We start from the raw sequence: 19,372 nt of genomic DNA on the forward strand, positions 1-19,372 counted from the left end.
CAAGCTAAGAACATCGGGAGCCGTGTACACGGAAACGGGTACGCACGGATCTAACGGAGAGGTGCGAGGAATAATATCCCCCATCGACTCAACCAAAGAGGTTTGCCTTTGTCAGATGCAAAATTAACATACATATTGATATGGCACGACTACTCACCGAAGCGGAAATTCAAGAACAGGCAAAGAGTCTGTCAGATTGGACTGTTGACGACTCCAAGTTGGAGATTACCCGCACATTCAAAGATTTTGTGGAAGCAATTGAGTTTGTCAATAAACTGGTGGAGCCGGCTGAGTCAGCAAGACATCATCCACACATAGAAATTTTCTACAATAAAGTGAAGATTACACTTACAACACACGATGCAGGCGGATTGACGCAGCTAGACTTTGATGTAGCACAGGTGATTTCCCAGATCAATTAAGTTGTTTGTTTTAACATTTTGCACCAGACGATCGCAAGTCACAGTGATATACGATTTGTATAGCCGAGCCAGTGTGTTCTAACTGACATGAGATTTATACTAGGGGTAAGTAGAAGAAGCGATTTTTGAATGGCAAACTGCTAAGTGTCTAAAGCCTTAGCAATTTAGCCTGCGTAGAGAGCGAATGATCCAAAGACTACTCCCTGCTTAAATATTTAGATGAGTATGTGTGACAGTTATTAAGGCGATCGCTCCAATCTTGCCATCTGGATCGGATGTTTTATAATGTTATGATATAAAGATATGTTTTTGCATAAGTTAATCACATCAGTTTTTAACCCCCAGTTAATCGTTTATTAGCTTTGCAAAAACTAAAATTATAGTAGTGGCAATTATGTCTCATCCACAGGTTTGAATGAGATATCGCAATTTCGAGAACCAGGTGCAACGAAATCAATTATCTAAACAAGGTGTGAGGAGTAAGGTAAAAATGTCTAATCTGTTGTGGAAATCCTTAGTGGTTAGTCCAGCAGTTTTGGGAGCAACGTTGTTAGTTTCGACCGCAGCAATGGCGGCTCCAAATCCAACCACAGAAGTATCATCAGCCAAACAACTAGGTGTAACCGAAGTTGCCCAACAGCCAGAAGTATTGGCTCAGACAACCATAGATCAAGTTAACCGCTACAGTAACGAAGGTAATCAAAATAACTCTCAGTCTCAAGTAACATCAGTTTCTCAATTTTCCGATGTACAACCCACTGACTGGGCATTCCAAGCATTGCAGTCATTGGTTGAGCGCTATGGTTGTATTGCAGGTTATCCGAATTCCACTTATCGCGGTAATCGTGCTTTGACCCGTTATGAATTTGCTGCTGGTTTGAATGCTTGTTTGGATCGGGTTAATGAATTGATTGCCACAGCAACAGCTGACTTGGTGACAAAACAAGATTTAGCTACCTTGCAGCGGCTACAAGAAGAATTTTCCGCAGAATTGGCAACCCTACGCGGTCGCGTAGATTCTTTAGAAGCGCGGACTGCTGAATTGGAAGCGAATCAGTTCTCCACTACCACAAAACTAGTTGGTGAAGCCGTTTTTGCCGTTAGTGATATATTTGGGGGTAACACTGGTGACAACAACAATACTGTCTTCCAAGATCGGGTACGTTTAGACTTGCAAACCAGCTTCACTGGTAGAGACGTTTTACATACTCGTCTCTCAGCAGGTAATTCAACAGCCTTTACACAATTTGACAACGCTAATAATCCGATCGGTACTGCTGAAGGTACACAAACATATCAAGTTGGTATAGGCAATGGTAACAACAGTGTCAGAGTAGACCGCTTGACTTATGAAGCTCCCATAGGCCCAGCCCAAGTTTACCTCGCGGCTAGTGGCGGACGCCATAGCCAGTATGCAGCTGTCAACAATCCTTACTTTTTTGACAACACGGACGACGGTGGTAATGGCGCTTTATCTACTTTTGCTTCTGAAAGTCCCATCTATCGGATTGGTGGCGGTGCAGGTATAGCGCTCACTCTACCCATTGGTAAAGGTGGCGGCATCCTGGGAAATAGCTCAATTACTGCGGGTTATTTGGCATCCCAAGCTAATAATCCTGGTCTTAATACAGGTCTAACCAACGGTAACTATGCTGCTTTGGGGCAGTTGAACTTTAGTGTTGGCGATCGCTTGGCTTTAGCTGCCACATACGTCCACGGATATAGCGCTAGTGGTGCTTTATTTGACTCTGGTACAGACGGAGCAACTGGAGCTTTTGATGTTGGTACTGGACAAGCTAACTTTTTAGGTAATGCAGCAGGTGTAACCCCATCTAGCAGCAACTCCTACGGTGTGTCGGCTGCTTTTAGACCTAGCGACAAACTGTCCATTAGTGGTTTTGTCTCTTACCATGACGTTACAGGTGTTGGTGCAGGTGACGATTATGAAGCTTGGAGCTACGGTGTAGGCGTAGCCTTACCTGATTTCGGTAAAAAGGGTAACGTTTTAGGTGTTTTTGCTGGTGCAGAACCTTATTCCTTCAACCGCCCAGGTTTTGGTGGCAACAATGATATACCCTATCACTTTGAAGGCTTCTACAAGTATCGTGTGTCGGATAATATTTCTGTAACCCCTGGTGTAATCTGGTTGACTTCTCCTGGTCAAAACAGCGATAACGATGATGCTATTATCGGTACGCTCAGAACTACTTTCACCTTCTAAAGTGTTGATTTTCCACTGACAATTTTGAACTCTATTTTTCCTCGCCATCAGGCGGGGTTTTTTGTTTTCAGTAGTAATAATGGATAAACCCCAGTAGCTAACCGGAGTATACTATAAAAATTAGGAGTTATGGCAGGTTTGATATGAATAGAGCAGAGTAATGCCCACTTTACAAGTGACTTACACTGTGAGCAACTTTTTCTGAGCGAACTTTTTTAGTAGAAGTTGGCGGTATAAAGCTACATATTGCGTAGTATCTTAACTCTACCAATTTGAGATTTTGAATCTTGGATTTGGGATTTTTCGTTCAATCTCAAATCCAAAGTGAATGACTTCTAACTCCTAACTTTTATTTCTACCCCTAACCTAATTGCTGCTTGTGGAACTATCGTGTAAATCGGAATACGCAATTCTTGCCCTATTAGAGATGGCTGCTTATTACGAAAGCGGCGAACCTTTGCAAATTCGACAAATTGCAGCACAACAAAACATACCCGATCGCTATCTGGAACAGCTACTAGCAACTTTGAGGCGTGGGGGTATAGTTAAAAGTCAGCGTGGGTCAAAAGGTGGCTATCTGTTAACGCGAGAACCCCGAAAAATCATCCTTTTTGAGATTTTGGAATGTTTAGAAGGCTTAGAGGCGCTGGCTGGTGAAGAAAACGTTAATCCCAAAAGCATAGACAGTTCAGTTATAGAAGAAATTTGGCAAGAAGCAAGTCGCGCAGCAAATTCAGTGTTACAAAAATATACCCTCCAGGATCTATGTGAAAAACGAGATTCGCGGCGGCAATTGGATATCATGTACTACATTTAGTCAATTGTCCTTTATTGCTTGTTACTAATAAGTAAATGGGCAAGAATAAATTAAACTATGTTACATAATGTAAAGTTAATTAAATTAGCTTACAATAAGCGGCTCCAGCCCTATTTTCCGGGCTATAGCCGCTTACTATAAACCTTTAATTATTCACGCCTACTTACTTAAGCAATGACTAATAACCAATGACCAATGATTCATAACTAAATAACTACTAAGGATTAAATTATGCGAATAGCTCGTAACATTACAGAAGTGGTTGGTCGTACACCTCTAGTGCAGTTAAACCGCATTCCTCAAACAGAAGGATGTGTTGCCCAAATTGTGGTGAAACTGGAAAGTATGAACCCATCAGCATCAGTTAAAGATCGGATTGGCGTAAGTATGATTAACGCTGCTGAAGAAGAGGGGCTAATTACTCCTCTTAAAACAGTATTGGTAGAACCCACTTCTGGAAACACCGGAATTGCCCTAGCAATGGCAGCAGCAGCTAAGGGTTATCGATTAATTTTGACAATGCCAGAGACGATGAGTGGAGAGCGTCGGGCAATGTTACGAGCATACGGGGCAGAACTGGAACTAACACCAGGAATGGAAGGCATGAGTGGGGCAATTCAACGAGCGCAGCAAATAGTTAATAGTACACCAAATACCTATATGTTGCAGCAGTTTCGCAATCCAGCGAATGCCAAGGTGCATCGGGAAACTACGGCGCTTGAAATCTGGGAAGATACCGATGGACAAGTCGATATAATTGTCGCTGGAGTAGGTACAGGTGGTACGATCGCTGGTGTAGCAGAAGTGATTAAAGAACGCAAGCCTAACGCTAAGGCGATCGCAGTTGAACCAGCCAATAGCGCAGTTTTATCTGGGGGACGACCAGGGCCCCACAAAATCCAGGGAATTGGTGCTGGATTTATTCCTCAAGTATTAAAGATGAAATTGATTGATGAAGTGATTACCGTCACCGATGAAGAAGCGATCGCCTACAGTCGGCGTTTGGCAAAAGAAGAAGGGCTACTATCTGGTATTTCCAGTGGAGCCGCTTTATGTGCAGCAATTCGCGTTGCCCAACGTCAAGAAAATCAGGGACGTTTAATTGTGATGATTCAGCCTAGTTTTGGTGAGAGGTATTTAAGTACACCGTTGTTCCAAGATTTAGAGGCAAGGCTAGCGGCTAGCGTCAGTTAACGATAAATTGAATTAATGGTCAATTATAAGCACGTTTCTAACCATTACGAAACTCTCAAAGTTAGTCCAAGTGCAAGCCAAGCGGAGATTAAGCAAGCTTATCGCCGCTTGGTTAAGTTGTTTCATCCTGACAGCAATCAAGAAACAGCCGATCGCGAACAGATTATCCGCATCAATGCAGCTTATGAGGTCTTAGGCGACAACCAAAATCGCCGCAATTATGACCAAGAACTGCAAAATGAGTCCCAAAATTTAAATAGCGATCGCCAACAGCGTACAGCATCAGCCCAACAGCATTACCAGACAAGACGAAAAACTGGACGAGATGTTGACGAGCAAGTTGAAGAATGGCTGCGCCAAGTTTACCAACCAGTTAATCGCTTGCTTTGTACGATTCTTTATTCGTTAGAAGAACAAATGGAGCAATTAGCTGCCGATCCCTTTGATGATGAATTGTTAGATGAATTTCAGGAATACTTAAAAACCTGTCGAGATGACCTCAAGCAGGCACAAACTGCTTTTCGCTCCCTGCCGAATCCGCCTAGTTTAGCAAGAACAGCCGCTCACCTTTACTACAGCCTCGATCAAGTAGCAGATGGACTCGATGAATTAGGTTATTTTCCTTTGAACTACGATGAGCGTTATTTACACACAGGTCATGAACTATTCCGTATAGCTACGAGATTGCACTGTGAGGCACAAGCGTCTGTTACATAGTTATTGGGCGTTGGGCATGGGTCAATATCGCTGGATGTCAAATGACTAATGACACATAATTTAGGAATTAGTTTATGCTGTAAACAGAAAAAGATTAAGAAATTTTAAATTCTGTTCATAGTTTACTCATGCAATGTATTGTTAATCGCCGCGCCCAGTTTTCAGCAAGTCATCGTTATTGGTTGCCAGAACTGAGTGAAGCCGAGAATATTGAGAAATTTGGTGCTGGTACTAGATTTCCGGGACACGGACATAACTATGTTTTATTCATCTCCCTAGCCGGAGAATTGGATAAATATGGCATGGTGCTGAACTTGTCTAATGTGAAACACGTAATTAAACGGGAAGTTACCAGTCAATTGGACTTCTCTTATCTCAACGATGTGTGGGTAGAATTTCAACAAACTCTGCCCACAACTGAGAATATTGCACGGATTATCTGGCAAAGGTTAGCACCTCATTTGCCTGTAGTCCGCGTGCAGTTATTTGAACATCCTGAACTTTGGGCAGATTATATGGGAAACGCAATGGAAGCTTACCTCACCATCAGTACTCACTTTAGCGCCGCCCATCGGCTAGCTCATCCTAATCTCAGTAACGAAGAAAACACTGAGATTTATGGTAAATGCGCTCGTCCCAACGGTCACGGACACAACTACCATCTAGAAGTTACTGTCAAAGGGAAAATTGACCCACGTACTGGCATGATTATTGATTTAGGTGCCCTGAATCAAGTGGTAGAAAATTATGTGCTAGAGCCATTCGATCACACCTTTTTAAACAAAGATATTCCCTATTTTGCCGAAGTTGTGCCCACTGCTGAAAATATCGCATTTTACATTAGTAATTTAGTGCGATCGCCTATTCAGGAATTAGGAGCTAAACTTTACAAAGTAAAACTGATTGAAAGTCCTAATAACTCCTGCGAAATCTACTGTAATGAGTCTGAATCAGATTCAGTCAGTGCAACCGTGAATCAGCCAGTATTAGCACGAGTTTAGCGAATTGAAAATTAGGCATAGGACATAGGGAATTTTATCATCTCCATGTTCATGCCCAGCAGTCGTCCAACGCACTGGAGTTGTTTGCATAGAAACCCCCTAGCTTTTCCTAAATCATATTTTAAAAATACCGACGGCGGGCGGAATGTCGCAAATAGCGATAAATCCCCCATGCTAAAACTCCAAAAAAGAGATTTAGTAAAAAGCGACTAAATATAAACCACAAAATATCAGTGTCAAAAAGCTTCGACGGACTCAAAGGACTAACAGTCCTGACTAGGAGAAACAGCCCAAAAATAGCATTTCCACCCAACACGAGGGCAAACAACACTAAACTCCTCTGCCAGTAACGGCGCTGAGGTGTACGACCTGAAATCAGGATAATTACAGGTTTACCTTGCACTTTTCGTAATAATTGTTCCAGTCGCCAGAACATCCACAACAAAAACGGAAATAAACCATAACTCACCAAACGTAGAGGTAATGAGTAACCCCAAGCACTAGATAGAATATTAACTAGAGCATGACAGATTACAGAATTCAGCCAAGCCTTAAAAATAAACTTATTGTCTCTATTTAAGCGATTTTTAGAGGAAATATAGATTCCTAAAGCGTATCCCCAAGGCGCAGAGAACATAGCATGGACTGGCGTGCCGATAGTACGTTCAAAAATTGATGCTGTACCGTGGAAAAGGTAAATCCAGTTCTCTTCAGCACTAAATCCAAGGGAAACGGCTATGGTGAAGAGGAAAACCGTAGAGTGAAGTAATCGATACTTGCGTTGCAGATAGAAGGTTGGGATAAAAACCGCAGTAAACTTGCAGCCTTCTTCAATTGGGCCTATTTCTACAAGCTGCCGCAAAGCTGTACCAAGAAGCGTAGACGCGAAGTGGCTTGTCGCCAGACATCGCTTAATCTGATGCCAGTCTACAAAAGAGTTCGCTACAATTTCAAAGTCCGATTCGAGTCTAAGGGCTAAAAAACCAGATATTGCCCCAATGATAAAGAACATCAGTAACTTTAACAGAGGTGGGGCAAATGGCACTCGACAGTAGTAATAGCCTAGCAGCAGCAAGGGTGGTATTGCTGCCCACAACACTAGAGATAAATCAACCACTCACCTGAGCGATCGCTGTACGGTGACGGTGGGTATTATTAGTGATAGTGGGAGTTTGGAAACCCGCCTCAACAATAGCCTGCTCAATGTTCAAAGCAAAATATTCATCTAAATACGGTTCAGTACTTTTGAGCAAAGTCAAAATGTAGGCTGGCATTTTTTTGTAAACTTCAGATTTGGGGTTCATATCCATAATTGCCAAATAGCCACCCGGACGCAACACGCGCCGCATTTCAGCTAAAATTTGTCGGGTTGCTGATTGGGGTAATTCGTGGCACATCAGGAAAATGGAAACTAAATCAAAAGAGGCATCAGGTAATCCGGTAGATTCCGCTTGGGCATGAAGCCAATTAATTTTAGCTTGACGTTGCCCAGCACGGTAATTGGCAACAGCTAAAAAGTAGGGAGATAAGTCTAAGCCTGTAATTTTGGCATGGGGATAAATTTCTTGCATGGTAAATGTACTCAAACCCACACCACAAGCCAAATCTAAGATGTCTTGGGGTTGATTGGGGATTTGCACTTTGAGGATATCGTGGTAACTTTGGCGCAGTTTAGCATCTCCTTCTGCTCCAGCATCTGGCCAAATTCCGGCATGGACAGTATGAGCAGCAACTTCTAGCTCCCAAGCCGCTTTCCAACTGAGGTCTCCACCTTCGTAGGCATGGAATGGCCGCAAATAGTATTCTGGATAGGAAAGCTGAGGATTTTCTACTTGAGCTAAATCAGCCTTCCAATCACGCGCCTGTAGTGTTTCGACTTCTTGCGTCCAAGGTACACCAATTCTCTCAGCACGTTTAATCATCATTTGTCTAGCTTGATGCTTGGCTAGGTTAGCCAAAGGTTGGATTGCCAGTATGCCATTCACCAAACGCGAAGCTAAACCAAGATTATTGTTTACAGCAACGGTCATAAATCAGTTTGCATTTAACAGCTTTTTCTACTTATGACATACTTGCTGGACGGCAGTCTAGAAATGAATTGAATTGTATAACAGCAGTCTGCCTCCTTTGGCTTGCCCCAAGCAACAAATATTATAGAAGCTTGACATTTGCAGAGTAGCAAAGTTTTAATAAGATTTGAATTATGCTAGTTTACATTTTGTATTTATCAAATAATTTTATTCAATACTGGTAAAAGTTTGATACTTAGCAATATTTGTCTCATTAGAGATAGCAAAAAGCTGAGTGCCATTTATAACAGTAAGTTAAGCTTATTGGAGTCAAATATGGCTAGAGCAAGAAGAAGAGCAAGTGGCTTTTTCAAAGATTTTCAAGATTTTGCCCTTAAAGGCAATGTAGTTGACTTGGCGATCGCTGTGATCATTGGTGGTGCTTTTGGCAAAATTGTTACTTCCTTTGTTCAAGATGTGATCATGCCATTGATTAATCCCTTGGTTAGTTTAGCTGGCAAAGACTGGAGAACAATTACCATTGGTCCAGGAATCAAGATTGGCGAGTTTATTGGCGCAATAGTTGATTTTGTAATCATTGCCTTAGTTTTATTTGTGGCAATTCAAGCCTTACAAAAATTCAAGAGAAAAGAAGAAGTCGCCGATGAACCCTTGCCAGATCCTAGCCTTGTAGCCCAAGAAAGATTGACTGGCGCGTTGGATAGACTCAATCAAACCTTGGAAACTCGGAATAATCAAGTTTTGTAAGTGGGGAGCAGGGGAGCAGGGGAGAATAATCAATACCCAATACCCCATGCCCCATGCCCTACTTTGCAGTAGGCTTAAGAGCTAACAACATTTCTAATTCACTAGTAGATTTATCAGGACTAATAGCGGTCAAACCAAGACCACGAATGGAATTTAGAATGGTGATGGTATCGGCGTTAGATGATACAAAACTATTGATTAGAGGCACAGTTTTAGTTTTATCCATATCTAAGTAGAAATAGCCACCGTTGGGCTTTTGCAAAGAACTAGTAACGGCTTTGAAGGCGTCGCTAGTGTCGAGAGATGGATTCTTGCGATCGCTAACAACCTCAGCAATTGGGCCACCAAGAGCTACAAATACAGTATCTTGATCTAGCCAACCATGTGCCAATAAAGCTCCTTGTCGGGGAATTTGCCATTCGGTTACATCTTTACCACCGATATTTCTGTTAGCGACATTGATTTGTTGAGTTTTGGCAAGAGTATCCAATTTTGCCAACGTGGCTTCGGCAGTTTTGCGATCGCTAGTATCAAATACTAAAGCACCTCCAAAACCAACATTCGCTAACACTCCTTGATTTGATGGAATCGCACCAAAGGCAAATTCCCCATTCATCCAGCCAAAAATATCTTTATCTAAATCTAGATTGGCGAATTTCAGTTGTCCTCGCGCTTGTTCTAGAGCTTGCTTCATTTCTGGATAATCTTTTGACTGTTCTACTAGCACTTCCCAACCACGGCTGATGCCATTTCCGCTAATCAGAGCAAAGGTATCAGCAGGAAATTGCCCGACTATATTCCCAGAACTTGATTGATACTGAAATTTATTTAATTGTGGATCTAAATTGGCGATCGCTTTTACCCGCACTCCCGCATCATCAACACCAACACCCGCTACCACAGATTTTATCTGCTTCAATTGTGTCAAGGTTTGTGGGGGTAACTGCTTTGCTTGTGGATTTCCAGAGGTTAATTGCTGTATCATCCCAGCATAGTCTGGTACATAAATTTGGGCGAGGCTGTTTTTAACATCCACTCCTTTAAGAATGCTGCTAGCACCTTCTTTACTAGCAAAAGAAGACTGTCCTTTAAACGTATCAATTGCTTTTTCTACAGCTTGCTTTTCGGGGGCTAATACCAACTGACTATCATTTAAAACTACGCTATACGTTGGCTTGCCATTTTGTGTAGTTTCGACAATTTTTTGACCTTGATAGTCAGATTCCTGTAATTTCACTCCTTTTTGTGACTTCAATTTGTTAGCAAAATTCAAGGCGCTGAGTTTGTCCTTGATTCCCACCACTATCAGGATATTCGATTCCTGCTGTAAATTTGTTGGTACATCAGGTGCCCCAGAGGGTACTTTTAACTGTGCTGGTTTTACAGGATTTGGTGGTAATACAGCAATCATCACACCATCAGCCCAAGGCTTTATGTCTTTTTCATAAGAAACGTTACTGTCACTGAACATTTGCTGATTGAAATTTTCCAGCCCTTTTGCCACTAACTTTTGTGCTTCTGGAGTGCCAAACTGCTGTAATTTTGCCCAGGCTTGAGAGTCAGTAGTAATATAAGTTGCCATCAGTGCTGTTGAAGGTACTACTTTAGCACTGCCTAGAGCGTCTGAACTACCTCCTGGTGAGCCTTTAAAGTACATATAAGCCGCGATACTTCCGGCGACAACGACAGCAGCACCAACAGCAGGAATGAGAAATTTTGATTTACTTTCTGGCATTTAGTTATCCTCTTTTTGCTCAGATTGTCACCGAGATTTATACAAGTGTCACTGTAGAGTTTTCGGATTTGTTAGTAATTTCCACTAATCCATCGCTACTGGAGTTTAGACTAACCCATGACCAAAGGATTTAGCAGCACACTCGTTGACAAACTGCACATCTACCTTCTACTTCCTAAAACTTGTTGCTTTTGATATGCATCATTAATTAAATCTTAATCAGAAATATTCTCAATTAAATTATGATATTCAATCAGTAAATATCTAACTCAAAAGTGATTTTCACTACAAATAGTGTGTATGCACATTAAATACATAGCAATCCTATCTGCTTTGTAAAAATTGCAAGACTAAGATTCCTGACTTCTCTAAAAAGTTGAGAATCTCGTTGTTTAAGAATGATTTAAAATTGCTACATCACTTGGATCTCGCAGTCCATCTATGCAGCAAACAAGCTAGCGATGTCTACGACAGGCTACGCCTACGCTGATTTGTTAAAGAAGTTAAGAGGATTTTGGAAGCGCAACGTTAATCTACAAGCGTTTTCTTTGAGCGACTTTTATAGGTACTGGTCAGTATGGGAGTTTTTACGGAGACAAAAATCTGTTATTGTACTCTCACACAACTGGTATCCTACATTTAGTTTCAACTCCAGTTGATATTTACTGATAAAATTAGTAATCCTATAAATTAGCGGTCTAAAATTATTCTCAAAAATACTTCAACCAGATGAGGAGCGAATCTGCTAATGATATGCTGTTCATTTTAAACAAAATAGCGGGTTTAGCAGCAAGCTATCCTAAGTTATAAAAATAATTAGGAGTGTTTGTACTTAATGAGAATTTATCGAGGTGGAAGAGACTCTTGACTAAATGCCAAAAAAGTGCAAAACATCAAAAAAAGTAAATGCGGGAGGAATATGGAAAAACCCAAGGATCGCTAGCCGCTCTTTGGAAGTTCGGGTGAGATTAATTTTAATCTCCCAATCCCAAAGGGGAGTTCTCACCTCCATAATGCCCTGTTGATTTGGGAAATACATCAAACACCGCTATTTTTCTTAACTACATCCAACCAAGCCAGACTTTTCAGGATTACAAGGTCAGTAAGCATCAATGTCGCAGTCTTATTTTGATACAGATAATAACGGACACAAACCTTTTGAGTTACCGGGAGCAAAACCACACTACAACCCCGATCGCCCCGGACAGGTAGAGCATATTTTCCTCGATCTCAGCCTGGATATTCCCAAGCAAAGCTATCAGGGCAATTGTAGCATTCGCCTCTTGCCAATCCGTAATGGTATTGATCGTTTGACTTTGGATGCTGTCAATTTAAATATCGAGTCTGTGCAGGTGGACGAAGTGCCACAAAATTTTGACTATGACGGAGAACAGCTTTCCATTCAACTTTCTCAGCCAACCCAGATTGGTCAATGCTTGCTAATTGCGATCGCTTACTCGGTAACAAAACCACAACGCGGTATTTATTTTATTCAACCAGATAAGCACTATCCAAACAAACCTACTCAAGTTTGGACTCAAGGGGAAGACGAAGACTCTCGCTTTTGGTTCCCCTGCTTTGATTATCCAGGACAACTGTCTACTTCGGAAATTCGTGTCCGCGTTCCCAACCCTTTCGTGGCGATTTCCAACGGCGAATTGATTAACACCACCGAAGATGGTAATTACAAAATCTACCATTGGTCACAGCAACAAGTTCATCCTACCTATTTAATGACTTTGGCAATCGGTGACTTTGCCGAAATTCAGGATGAGTGGAATGGTAAACCAGTTACCTACTACGTAGAAAAGGGACGCGAGGAAGATGCTAAACGCAGCATGGAAAAAACTCCCCGCATGATCGAATTTTTGAGCCAAAAGTATGGTTATCCATATCCTTTTCCGAAATACGCCCAGGTTTGCGTCGATGACTTCATCTTTGGCGGTATGGAAAATACCTCGACAACACTGTTAACAGACAGATGTTTACTGGATGAACGCGCCGCCTTAGATAATCGCAACACCGAAGCTTTAGTCGTTCACGAACTCGCGCATCAGTGGTTTGGCGATTTAGTGGTGATTAAGCATTGGTCTCATGCTTGGATTAAAGAAGGGATGGCTTCTTACTCTGAGGTGATGTGGACAGAACAGGAATATAGTCTAGAAGAAGCAGCTTACTATCGGTTATTAGAGGCTCGTCGTTACTTAAGCGAAGATAATAGCCGTTATCGCCGTCCAATGGTAACGCACGTTTACCGCGAAGCTATTGAACTTTACGATCGCCACATCTACGAAAAAGGCTCTTGTGTTTATCACATGATTCGGGCCCAATTGGGAGATGAGTTGTTTTGGCAGGCAATTCAAACATTTGTCCAAGACAATGCTCATAAAACCGTAGAAACAATAGACTTACTTAGGGCGATTGAAAAGGCAACCGGACGTAATCTTTTATTCCTCTTTGATCAATACGTTTATCGTGGTGGTCATCCCGATTTTAAAGTAGCTTACTCTTGGGATGGGGATGCTAATTTAGCAAAAATTACAGTAACTCAAACCCAAGCTGCTGAGGGCACAAATGGCAGTAAGGATTTGTTTGATTTAAAAATACCTGTTGGTTTTGGCTATAGCCAGCAAGAAGAAATCAGGAGTAATGGAATCAGCACTTCATTCTCAGCACTCAAAACTTTCACCGTCCGCATAAATGAACGCGAACAAAGCTTCTACTTTCCCCTAGAGAATAAGCCGCAATTTATTAGCTTTGATGTTGGAAATAATTACTTAAAAACAGTAGCTTTGGAATATCCAATCGCGGAGTTGAAAGCACAGTTAGAATTTGATCCCGATCCAATTTCGCGTAGTTATGCAGCAGCAGCTTTAGCGAAAAAAGGTGGGCTAGAAGCAATCATTGCACTGTCTGCATCGCTAAAAAATGATCCATTGTGGGGTGTGCGTGTAGATGTGGCAGAACAACTAGCCCAAATCAATTTAGATCAAGCCTTTGATGGCTTAATTGCTGGGTTAAAAGATAAAAATGCTTATGTGCGACGAGCTGTAGTAGAAGCACTTACTCAATTCAAAACTGCTGAAAGCTATAAAGCTGTTAAAGGGTTAGTGCAAAAGGGTGATCCTAGTTATTACGTGGAAGCAGCAGCTTCTCGTGTTATCGGGGCAATTGCATCGGCAAACTCGGAAGAAAAACCCAAGGAAGACAAAGTATTAAAGCTGCTGAAATCTGTTTTAGAAGAAAAGGCAGGTTGGAATGAAGTCGTGCGGAGTGGTGCAGTTGCTGGTTTAGCTGAATTCAAAACTTCGGAAGCAGCTTTAAATCTACTAATCGAATACACCAAACTCGGTGTACCACAACCACTACGTTTAGCTACAATTCGCGCTTTAGGAAAGATTTCTGTAGGTCAAAGTCCAGGTAATTTAGAACGGATTTTAGAAAAATTAACAGAACTAGCCAAAGAAACCTTCTTTTTAACCCAAGTAGCCGTAGCCGCAGCATTAGGACAAATGGAAACACCCAAAGCAGTGGGAATTTTGCGATCGCTAGCTGAACGAACAGCTGATGGGCGTGTACGTCGCTCTGCTGAAGAAGAAATTTCCAAGGTGCAAAAGAACATTGGTTCAGAAAAAACCTTGCGTCAACTGCGTGAAGATTTCGACCAACTCAAACAACTAAACCAGGACTTGAGAAGCCGTTTAGAAAACTTGGAGGCCAAATCTAAATAGCATTACACGACAATTAAAAGCAGGTAATTGGTAATTGTGACAAAGCTATTAACAATTACCAAGGTTTTAGTTGATACTGTAATTTTCTTGTGGACACATAAAATATTTTATTTTCCACTTAAGTCACAGGTATAAATAAACATAGTACCAAGATCCCCGACTTATCTTAGAAGTCGGGGATCTTTATGTTGTAAGCGGTTACTGAGTTTCAATTTACATATATTAGGTACATATTTATATTTTTAGAAATTAAAGTTAAGAAAAGATAAAATCATCGAAAAGTGGGATAAGTAGTTGTAGTTTTATAAAGTATAATTAAGAAAAAGATAAAAAAATATAGGCAGTAACAGATCCTAAAATCGCCTCGAACACTATCCCTAAAGAGTAGAGTTCTAGTTGTTTTAGATAAAAGACTACCGCTATCCTGATGCAACTAACTTGTGAGTCAGGAGAAAAACAATCATTGTAAATTTTTCAGTCGAAGAGGCAAAAAAAGGCGTGGGTCAGTATCAACCTGCTCAACTAAAACTCTATAATCCAGATGCGATCGCTCGCTACTATAGTTACCGTCCTTGGCTAGCCTGGGGACGACTGCTGAGAATTATCTTCTCCTTTGCAGGATTTATACTCAGTTTGAAGTGGGACGACTGGCAAGATCGAGTTGAGCAGAACAAGGGTAAACGAGCTATCCAGTTGCGAGAGATGCTCACTCGCCTCGGCCCGACTTTTATTAAAGTTGGTCAAGCCCTCTCCACTAGACCTGACCTGATACGCAAAGATTTCTTAGAAGAACTGATAAAGTTACAAGATCAGTTACCACCTTTCGATAATGCGATCGCTTACCAGATTATTGAAACAGAACTAGGTCGTCCAATTCACGGAAGCTTTAGCGAACTGTCAGCTAACCCAGTCGCTGCTGCTAGCTTGGGTCAAGTATACCGGGGTCGTCTGGTTAGCGGTGAAGAAGTTGCCGTGAAGGTGCAACGCCCCAACTTATACCCGGTAATTACACGTGACCTATATCTGATGCGTTGGGCAGCAGGTTGGCTAGCTCCTTGGTTGCCTTTAAATCTCGGTCACGACCTAACTTTAATAGTGGACGAGTTTGGCACGAAGTTATTTGAAGAAATTGACTATATTAATGAAGGCCGCAACGCCGAGAAATTTGCTAGCAACTTCCACAATGACCCACAAGTAAAAGTTCCAGGTATTTACTGGCATTATACAAATACCCACGTTTTAACCCTGGAATGGATTAATGGCTTTAAGCTGACGGATACTCAACACATCCGTGAAATAGGTTTAGACCCAGAAGCGATTATCCAAATTGGTGTTACATCAGGATTGCAACAGCTTTTAGAATATGGCTTCTTCCATGCTGACCCTCATCCTGGCAATTTGTTTGCTGTGACCGATGGTCGTATGGCTTATATTGACTTCGGTATGATGGATCAGTTGGAAGAAAGTACCAAAGAAACACTGGTAGATGCGCTAGTGCATTTGGTGAATAAAGACTATACCGACTTAGCCGAAGACTTTGTAAAATTAGGGTTTCTGACTCCAGATACGAATATTTGCCCGATCGTACCAGCATTAGAAGCGGTGCTAGGAAACGCTATTGGTAAAAATGTCAAGGATTTTAACTTCAAAACTATTACCGATGAGTTTTCGGAACTGATGTATGAATATCCTTTCCGAGTCCCGGCAAAGTTTGCTTTGATTATTCGTTCCTTAGTTACCCAAGAAGGTATTGCCCTTAGCCTTAACCCCAATTTCAAAATTGTTGAAGTAGGTTATCCCTATATAGCGCGGCGGTTGCTGACAGGGGAATCGCCTGCATTGCGGCGACGATTATTGAATGTGTTGTTCAAAGATGGTAAATTTCAGTGGCAGCGATTAGAGAATTTGATTGCGATCGCTCGTAGCGATAATAACTTTGATGTATTGCCCACAGCCCAGATGGGGTTCCAATACTTAATGTCCGAAGAAGGCAAGTTTCTGAGGCGACAGTTGGTGCTTGCTCTTACCGAAGATGACCGCCTGCACACCGAAGATGTGCAACGCTTGTGGAACCTGGTTAAAGATGACTTAAAACCGGATCGTTTATTAAATGTAGCGATTGGGATTTTAACAGAATTATCCAGAGAAGGTGCAGCCGCTATCCTGCCAAAAGCGACATTAATTGGGTCTTTTGCTGAGAATCAGTCAACAAATAAAAAGTAAAAAATCTTTAATATAAATTAGGAGTTTTCATGTACTATTTTCCTGTGCAACCGCCTTATTTTCTTTTACTTGTTGGCTTTTTGACTGCATTAACATCTGGTTTGGCATTATCTGGCACTTTAAAAGTAATTGTGCAGAACTGGCCAAGCGAACGAGCAGAAAATACTCAGCCACGTTCCTCACTGAAACAGTTACTTGTACCATTTATCGGCATAACAGGCGGTACTTGTCTATTTATGTCTTCAGGTTTAGAAATATTTGGCTTTCCCTCATCCTTGGCTTTAGGAGTCGGTCTACCAATTAGTCTGTTTACCTGTTTGCTAGTTTGGTTGCAGCTGGGAAGTATGATGACCTTTATAGAACGCGAAGGTATGCAATCTTTAGATTTGGATTCTTTTTCTTAAAAAGTAAGAAGCTTCACAAATATCTAAATTACCGTAAATACTCACCGCCAGCAATGATGCTCTATTAAAAACGAGATCGTTATCTAGTGGTGAATAATTATTTTTTACTGAAATTTCATCATTACCAATAAGTGGGCAATAGATAAGCTATAAATTAAACAACATTTTAGTCCACTTTTGCTTAATTACTTAGTCATTTTATCTTTTAAATTACGATAGTTAAGCTTAATATTGTTAACTTTTTGATTGAAAAAACTTGTAGTAGTCTTTTGCAGACGCATTAACTGATTCTGACGCCTAAAGCTTTTAGGTCTTTGTTCTGGTGAGTTTAAATATCTATAATGCAAAAATACATCTTGATATGGAATATTAACATCTTCACCAGCGCAAAGTTGAGTAAAGTGTGGTGAACTTATACTCATATAGTGCAGATATGTCAGCCGCCGTCCTTGGTCGTAAAGGATGTTATCTACCACATCAAATTGAGAACTCCAATGGTTGCCAGTTGCCTGTTCGCAATCATGAAAAGCAAAGTTATAATAGGAAATTCCACTTCTCAACACCATGTAGTTAAATAAAGATTGGTCAGGACCTCCAAAAGCCATGACATCAGCTTCACCAGCCTGTAATTTTTCGAGTAGGTTTGCTAATGTAGCTTGAGAAAAAATATATTTTTTAGTTGCAAACCAACCGGCACAAAATATATGAGAATGCAATTTTTCTTGGTCAAAAATTTGCTGTATAAGTTCTGGTGAACCATCAAAAATATATTTCAATTCAGATTTATACTGAAAATCGTTTGTTACCCAATCATATTTATCTAATTTTTCATATATGTAGTCTATAGGCCCCATAAGGAGTGTATCTGCATCAAAATAAATAAATTTATCAAAGGGACCATCTAAACCACAAAGCTTACGATGCATTGGTAGACGATAAAGTTCTGGAAGCCCCCATTTTCGCCAAGTTTTTTGTGCCCTTGAGTGATTTTGCCAGACCTGGGTTGCAAAGTTATCCCAGTAAGCTATGGATACAGAGTCCTCAAATAGCGTCACATTATCTCTAGATGCAATCTCTACCTTTACTTTCTCTAACTGATCATTATATGGAATTATACAAATAGGAATTTCTCTACCAACATTAGCTTCTATGCTGTTGAGCAAAGCAACTAGTTGATCGTAGACAACATCATTGGCTAGGATATAAATACCATCAATCATTGGGATACTCCTAATCTTAAGTACGGGCAGAAACAAAGGGAAATAAACGGCGAGTTAGTTTGGGAATGAAGGCAAATTTACCCTCATGAAGATAGCGATAGTGTTCCCACAATTGCCAATAAGGACTACCAGTTTTCATCCGCGTACCAGCCCAGTGGAGATATTTGAGTCGTTGTCCTCGGTCATATAGGGCGTAATCTTGCTGTTTAAAATTTTGCGAACCTGCCCAACTACCAGGCCCTCCTCCAGGAATTTTAACGAGATTTCCACGTTTGGAAATTAATTTGAGAACAAGATAATTTAAAATTGGTTGATCTGTAACTCCTTCAGAAAAATCAAAATATTCGCGATGTGCTGCACACTCGCGTAAAGCTTCATCCATTTGTTGTTCGGTAATAATTCCTTTTCTCGAAGCCCAAAAACCACTGTTAAAAACATCTTGAAGTTGGGCATCGGAAAAAACTTGCTGCTCTTTCACAAATGGGGAAAAAATATTTCGCAGCTTGTCATTAGCATAATGGTAATCACAGCAGAAAAAATCGACTTCTGATAGTTTGTCTAAATTGTCGGCAATTTTTTCAAAAACGACAATATCCGTATCAATATAAATAAATTCATCTAAAGGCCCAAACCATACCACTAACTTTCGCATTTTGTTGGGTAAGGCGAGGAAATCTCGGTCAAAAATTTCTCCGATGCGTTTGGTAAAGGTATCAATAAGTTCTAAATCTGGAAAAATTTGGACGTTGTGTAAGGTAGCAAGCTGTTCCGCTACCTTATGGTAATTGTCATTAAAAGGTATAAGATAAACCGTAACTTCTGGATCATAGTAACGAATGCTATTGAGTAGAGCAATAGCATTATCGATAACGCGGTCATTGGCAACTATATATATACCCCGGCTCATAAA

Annotated in this window: 15 protein-coding genes; 10 read left to right on the forward strand and 5 right to left on the reverse strand. The window is 41.0% G+C overall.

The window, feature by feature from the left end; genetic code table 11:
* Window positions 1-140: 140 nt before the first annotated feature.
* From V7K79_RS28140 to V7K79_RS28165, 6 genes are all read left to right on the forward strand, one after another.
* Window positions 141-422 carry a 4a-hydroxytetrahydrobiopterin dehydratase gene (locus tag V7K79_RS28140; protein ID WP_335052578.1) on the forward strand — a complete coding sequence of 94 codons (282 nt, stop codon included), beginning with the start codon at window positions 141-143 and terminating at the stop codon, window positions 420-422.
* Between the two features lie 490 nt (window positions 423-912).
* Window positions 913-2,643, forward strand: a complete 1,731-nt coding sequence (locus tag V7K79_RS28145; protein WP_335052580.1) for an iron uptake porin — start codon at window positions 913-915, stop codon at window positions 2,641-2,643.
* Between the two features lie 379 nt (window positions 2,644-3,022).
* Window positions 3,023-3,460, forward strand: coding sequence for an RrF2 family transcriptional regulator (locus V7K79_RS28150; RefSeq protein ID WP_335052582.1), 438 nt, complete (start codon window positions 3,023-3,025; stop codon window positions 3,458-3,460).
* Between the two features lie 231 nt (window positions 3,461-3,691).
* The gene (gene cysK, locus V7K79_RS28155) at window positions 3,692-4,654 is read left to right on the forward strand and encodes a cysteine synthase A (RefSeq protein ID WP_335052584.1); all 963 of its coding nucleotides are present in this window, start codon (window positions 3,692-3,694) and stop codon (window positions 4,652-4,654) included.
* A gap of 15 nt (window positions 4,655-4,669) precedes the next feature.
* Window positions 4,670-5,371 carry a J domain-containing protein gene (locus tag V7K79_RS28160; RefSeq protein ID WP_335052586.1) on the forward strand — a complete coding sequence of 234 codons (702 nt, stop codon included), beginning with the start codon at window positions 4,670-4,672 and terminating at the stop codon, window positions 5,369-5,371.
* Between the two features lie 128 nt (window positions 5,372-5,499).
* Window positions 5,500-6,372 (forward strand): 6-carboxytetrahydropterin synthase, encoded by an 873-nt coding sequence (locus V7K79_RS28165; RefSeq protein ID WP_335052588.1) that lies wholly within the window; start codon window positions 5,500-5,502, stop codon window positions 6,370-6,372.
* Window positions 6,373-6,493: 121 nt separating this feature from the next.
* Here V7K79_RS28165 and V7K79_RS28170 read toward each other — a convergent pair whose 3' ends face one another.
* Together V7K79_RS28170 and V7K79_RS28175 are read right to left on the reverse strand one after the other, a co-directional pair.
* Window positions 6,494-7,489 carry a PrsW family intramembrane metalloprotease gene (locus V7K79_RS28170; RefSeq protein WP_335052590.1) on the reverse strand — a complete coding sequence of 332 codons (996 nt, stop codon included), beginning with the start codon at window positions 7,487-7,489 and terminating at the stop codon, window positions 6,494-6,496.
* On the reverse strand, window positions 7,482-8,402 hold the full coding sequence (locus tag V7K79_RS28175) for a class I SAM-dependent methyltransferase (protein WP_335052592.1): 921 nt from the start codon (window positions 8,400-8,402) through the stop codon (window positions 7,482-7,484). Before V7K79_RS28175 ends, V7K79_RS28170 begins: the two co-directional genes overlap by 8 nt.
* Window positions 8,403-8,717: 315 nt before the next feature.
* On the opposite strand from V7K79_RS28175, the gene mscL reads away from it, so the two are divergent.
* Complete coding sequence (gene mscL / locus V7K79_RS28180) at window positions 8,718-9,149, forward strand: large conductance mechanosensitive channel protein MscL (RefSeq protein WP_335052594.1); 432 nt, start codon at window positions 8,718-8,720, stop codon at window positions 9,147-9,149.
* A gap of 58 nt (window positions 9,150-9,207) precedes the next feature.
* Here mscL and V7K79_RS28185 read toward each other — a convergent pair whose 3' ends face one another.
* Window positions 9,208-10,884 (reverse strand): DUF3352 domain-containing protein, encoded by a 1,677-nt coding sequence (locus V7K79_RS28185; protein WP_335052596.1) that lies wholly within the window; start codon window positions 10,882-10,884, stop codon window positions 9,208-9,210.
* Window positions 10,885-11,996: 1,112 nt separating this feature from the next.
* On the opposite strand from V7K79_RS28185, the gene V7K79_RS28190 reads away from it, so the two are divergent.
* From V7K79_RS28190 to V7K79_RS28200, 3 genes are all read left to right on the forward strand, one after another.
* On the forward strand, window positions 11,997-14,615 hold the full coding sequence (locus V7K79_RS28190; RefSeq protein WP_335052598.1) for a M1 family metallopeptidase: 2,619 nt from the start codon (window positions 11,997-11,999) through the stop codon (window positions 14,613-14,615).
* A 498-nt stretch (window positions 14,616-15,113) separates the two neighbouring features.
* The gene (locus V7K79_RS28195; protein WP_335052600.1) at window positions 15,114-16,838 is read left to right on the forward strand and encodes an ABC1 kinase family protein; all 1,725 of its coding nucleotides are present in this window, start codon (window positions 15,114-15,116) and stop codon (window positions 16,836-16,838) included.
* A gap of 29 nt (window positions 16,839-16,867) precedes the next feature.
* Window positions 16,868-17,242, forward strand: a complete 375-nt coding sequence (locus V7K79_RS28200) for a hypothetical protein (RefSeq protein ID WP_335052602.1) — start codon at window positions 16,868-16,870, stop codon at window positions 17,240-17,242.
* A 185-nt stretch (window positions 17,243-17,427) separates the two neighbouring features.
* Here the strand turns inward: V7K79_RS28200 and V7K79_RS28205 are convergent, their stop codons facing one another.
* On the reverse strand, window positions 17,428-18,462 hold the full coding sequence (locus V7K79_RS28205; protein WP_335052604.1) for an Npun_R2821/Npun_R2822 family protein: 1,035 nt from the start codon (window positions 18,460-18,462) through the stop codon (window positions 17,428-17,430).
* Window positions 18,463-18,478: 16 nt separating this feature from the next.
* Window positions 18,479-19,369 (reverse strand): Npun_R2821/Npun_R2822 family protein, encoded by an 891-nt coding sequence (locus V7K79_RS28210; protein ID WP_335052606.1) that lies wholly within the window; start codon window positions 19,367-19,369, stop codon window positions 18,479-18,481.
* Window positions 19,370-19,372: the final 3 nt, after the last annotated feature.

The organism is Nostoc sp. (assembly GCF_036917575.1).
Taxonomy (GTDB): Bacteria; Cyanobacteriota; Cyanobacteriia; order Cyanobacteriales; family Nostocaceae; genus Nostoc.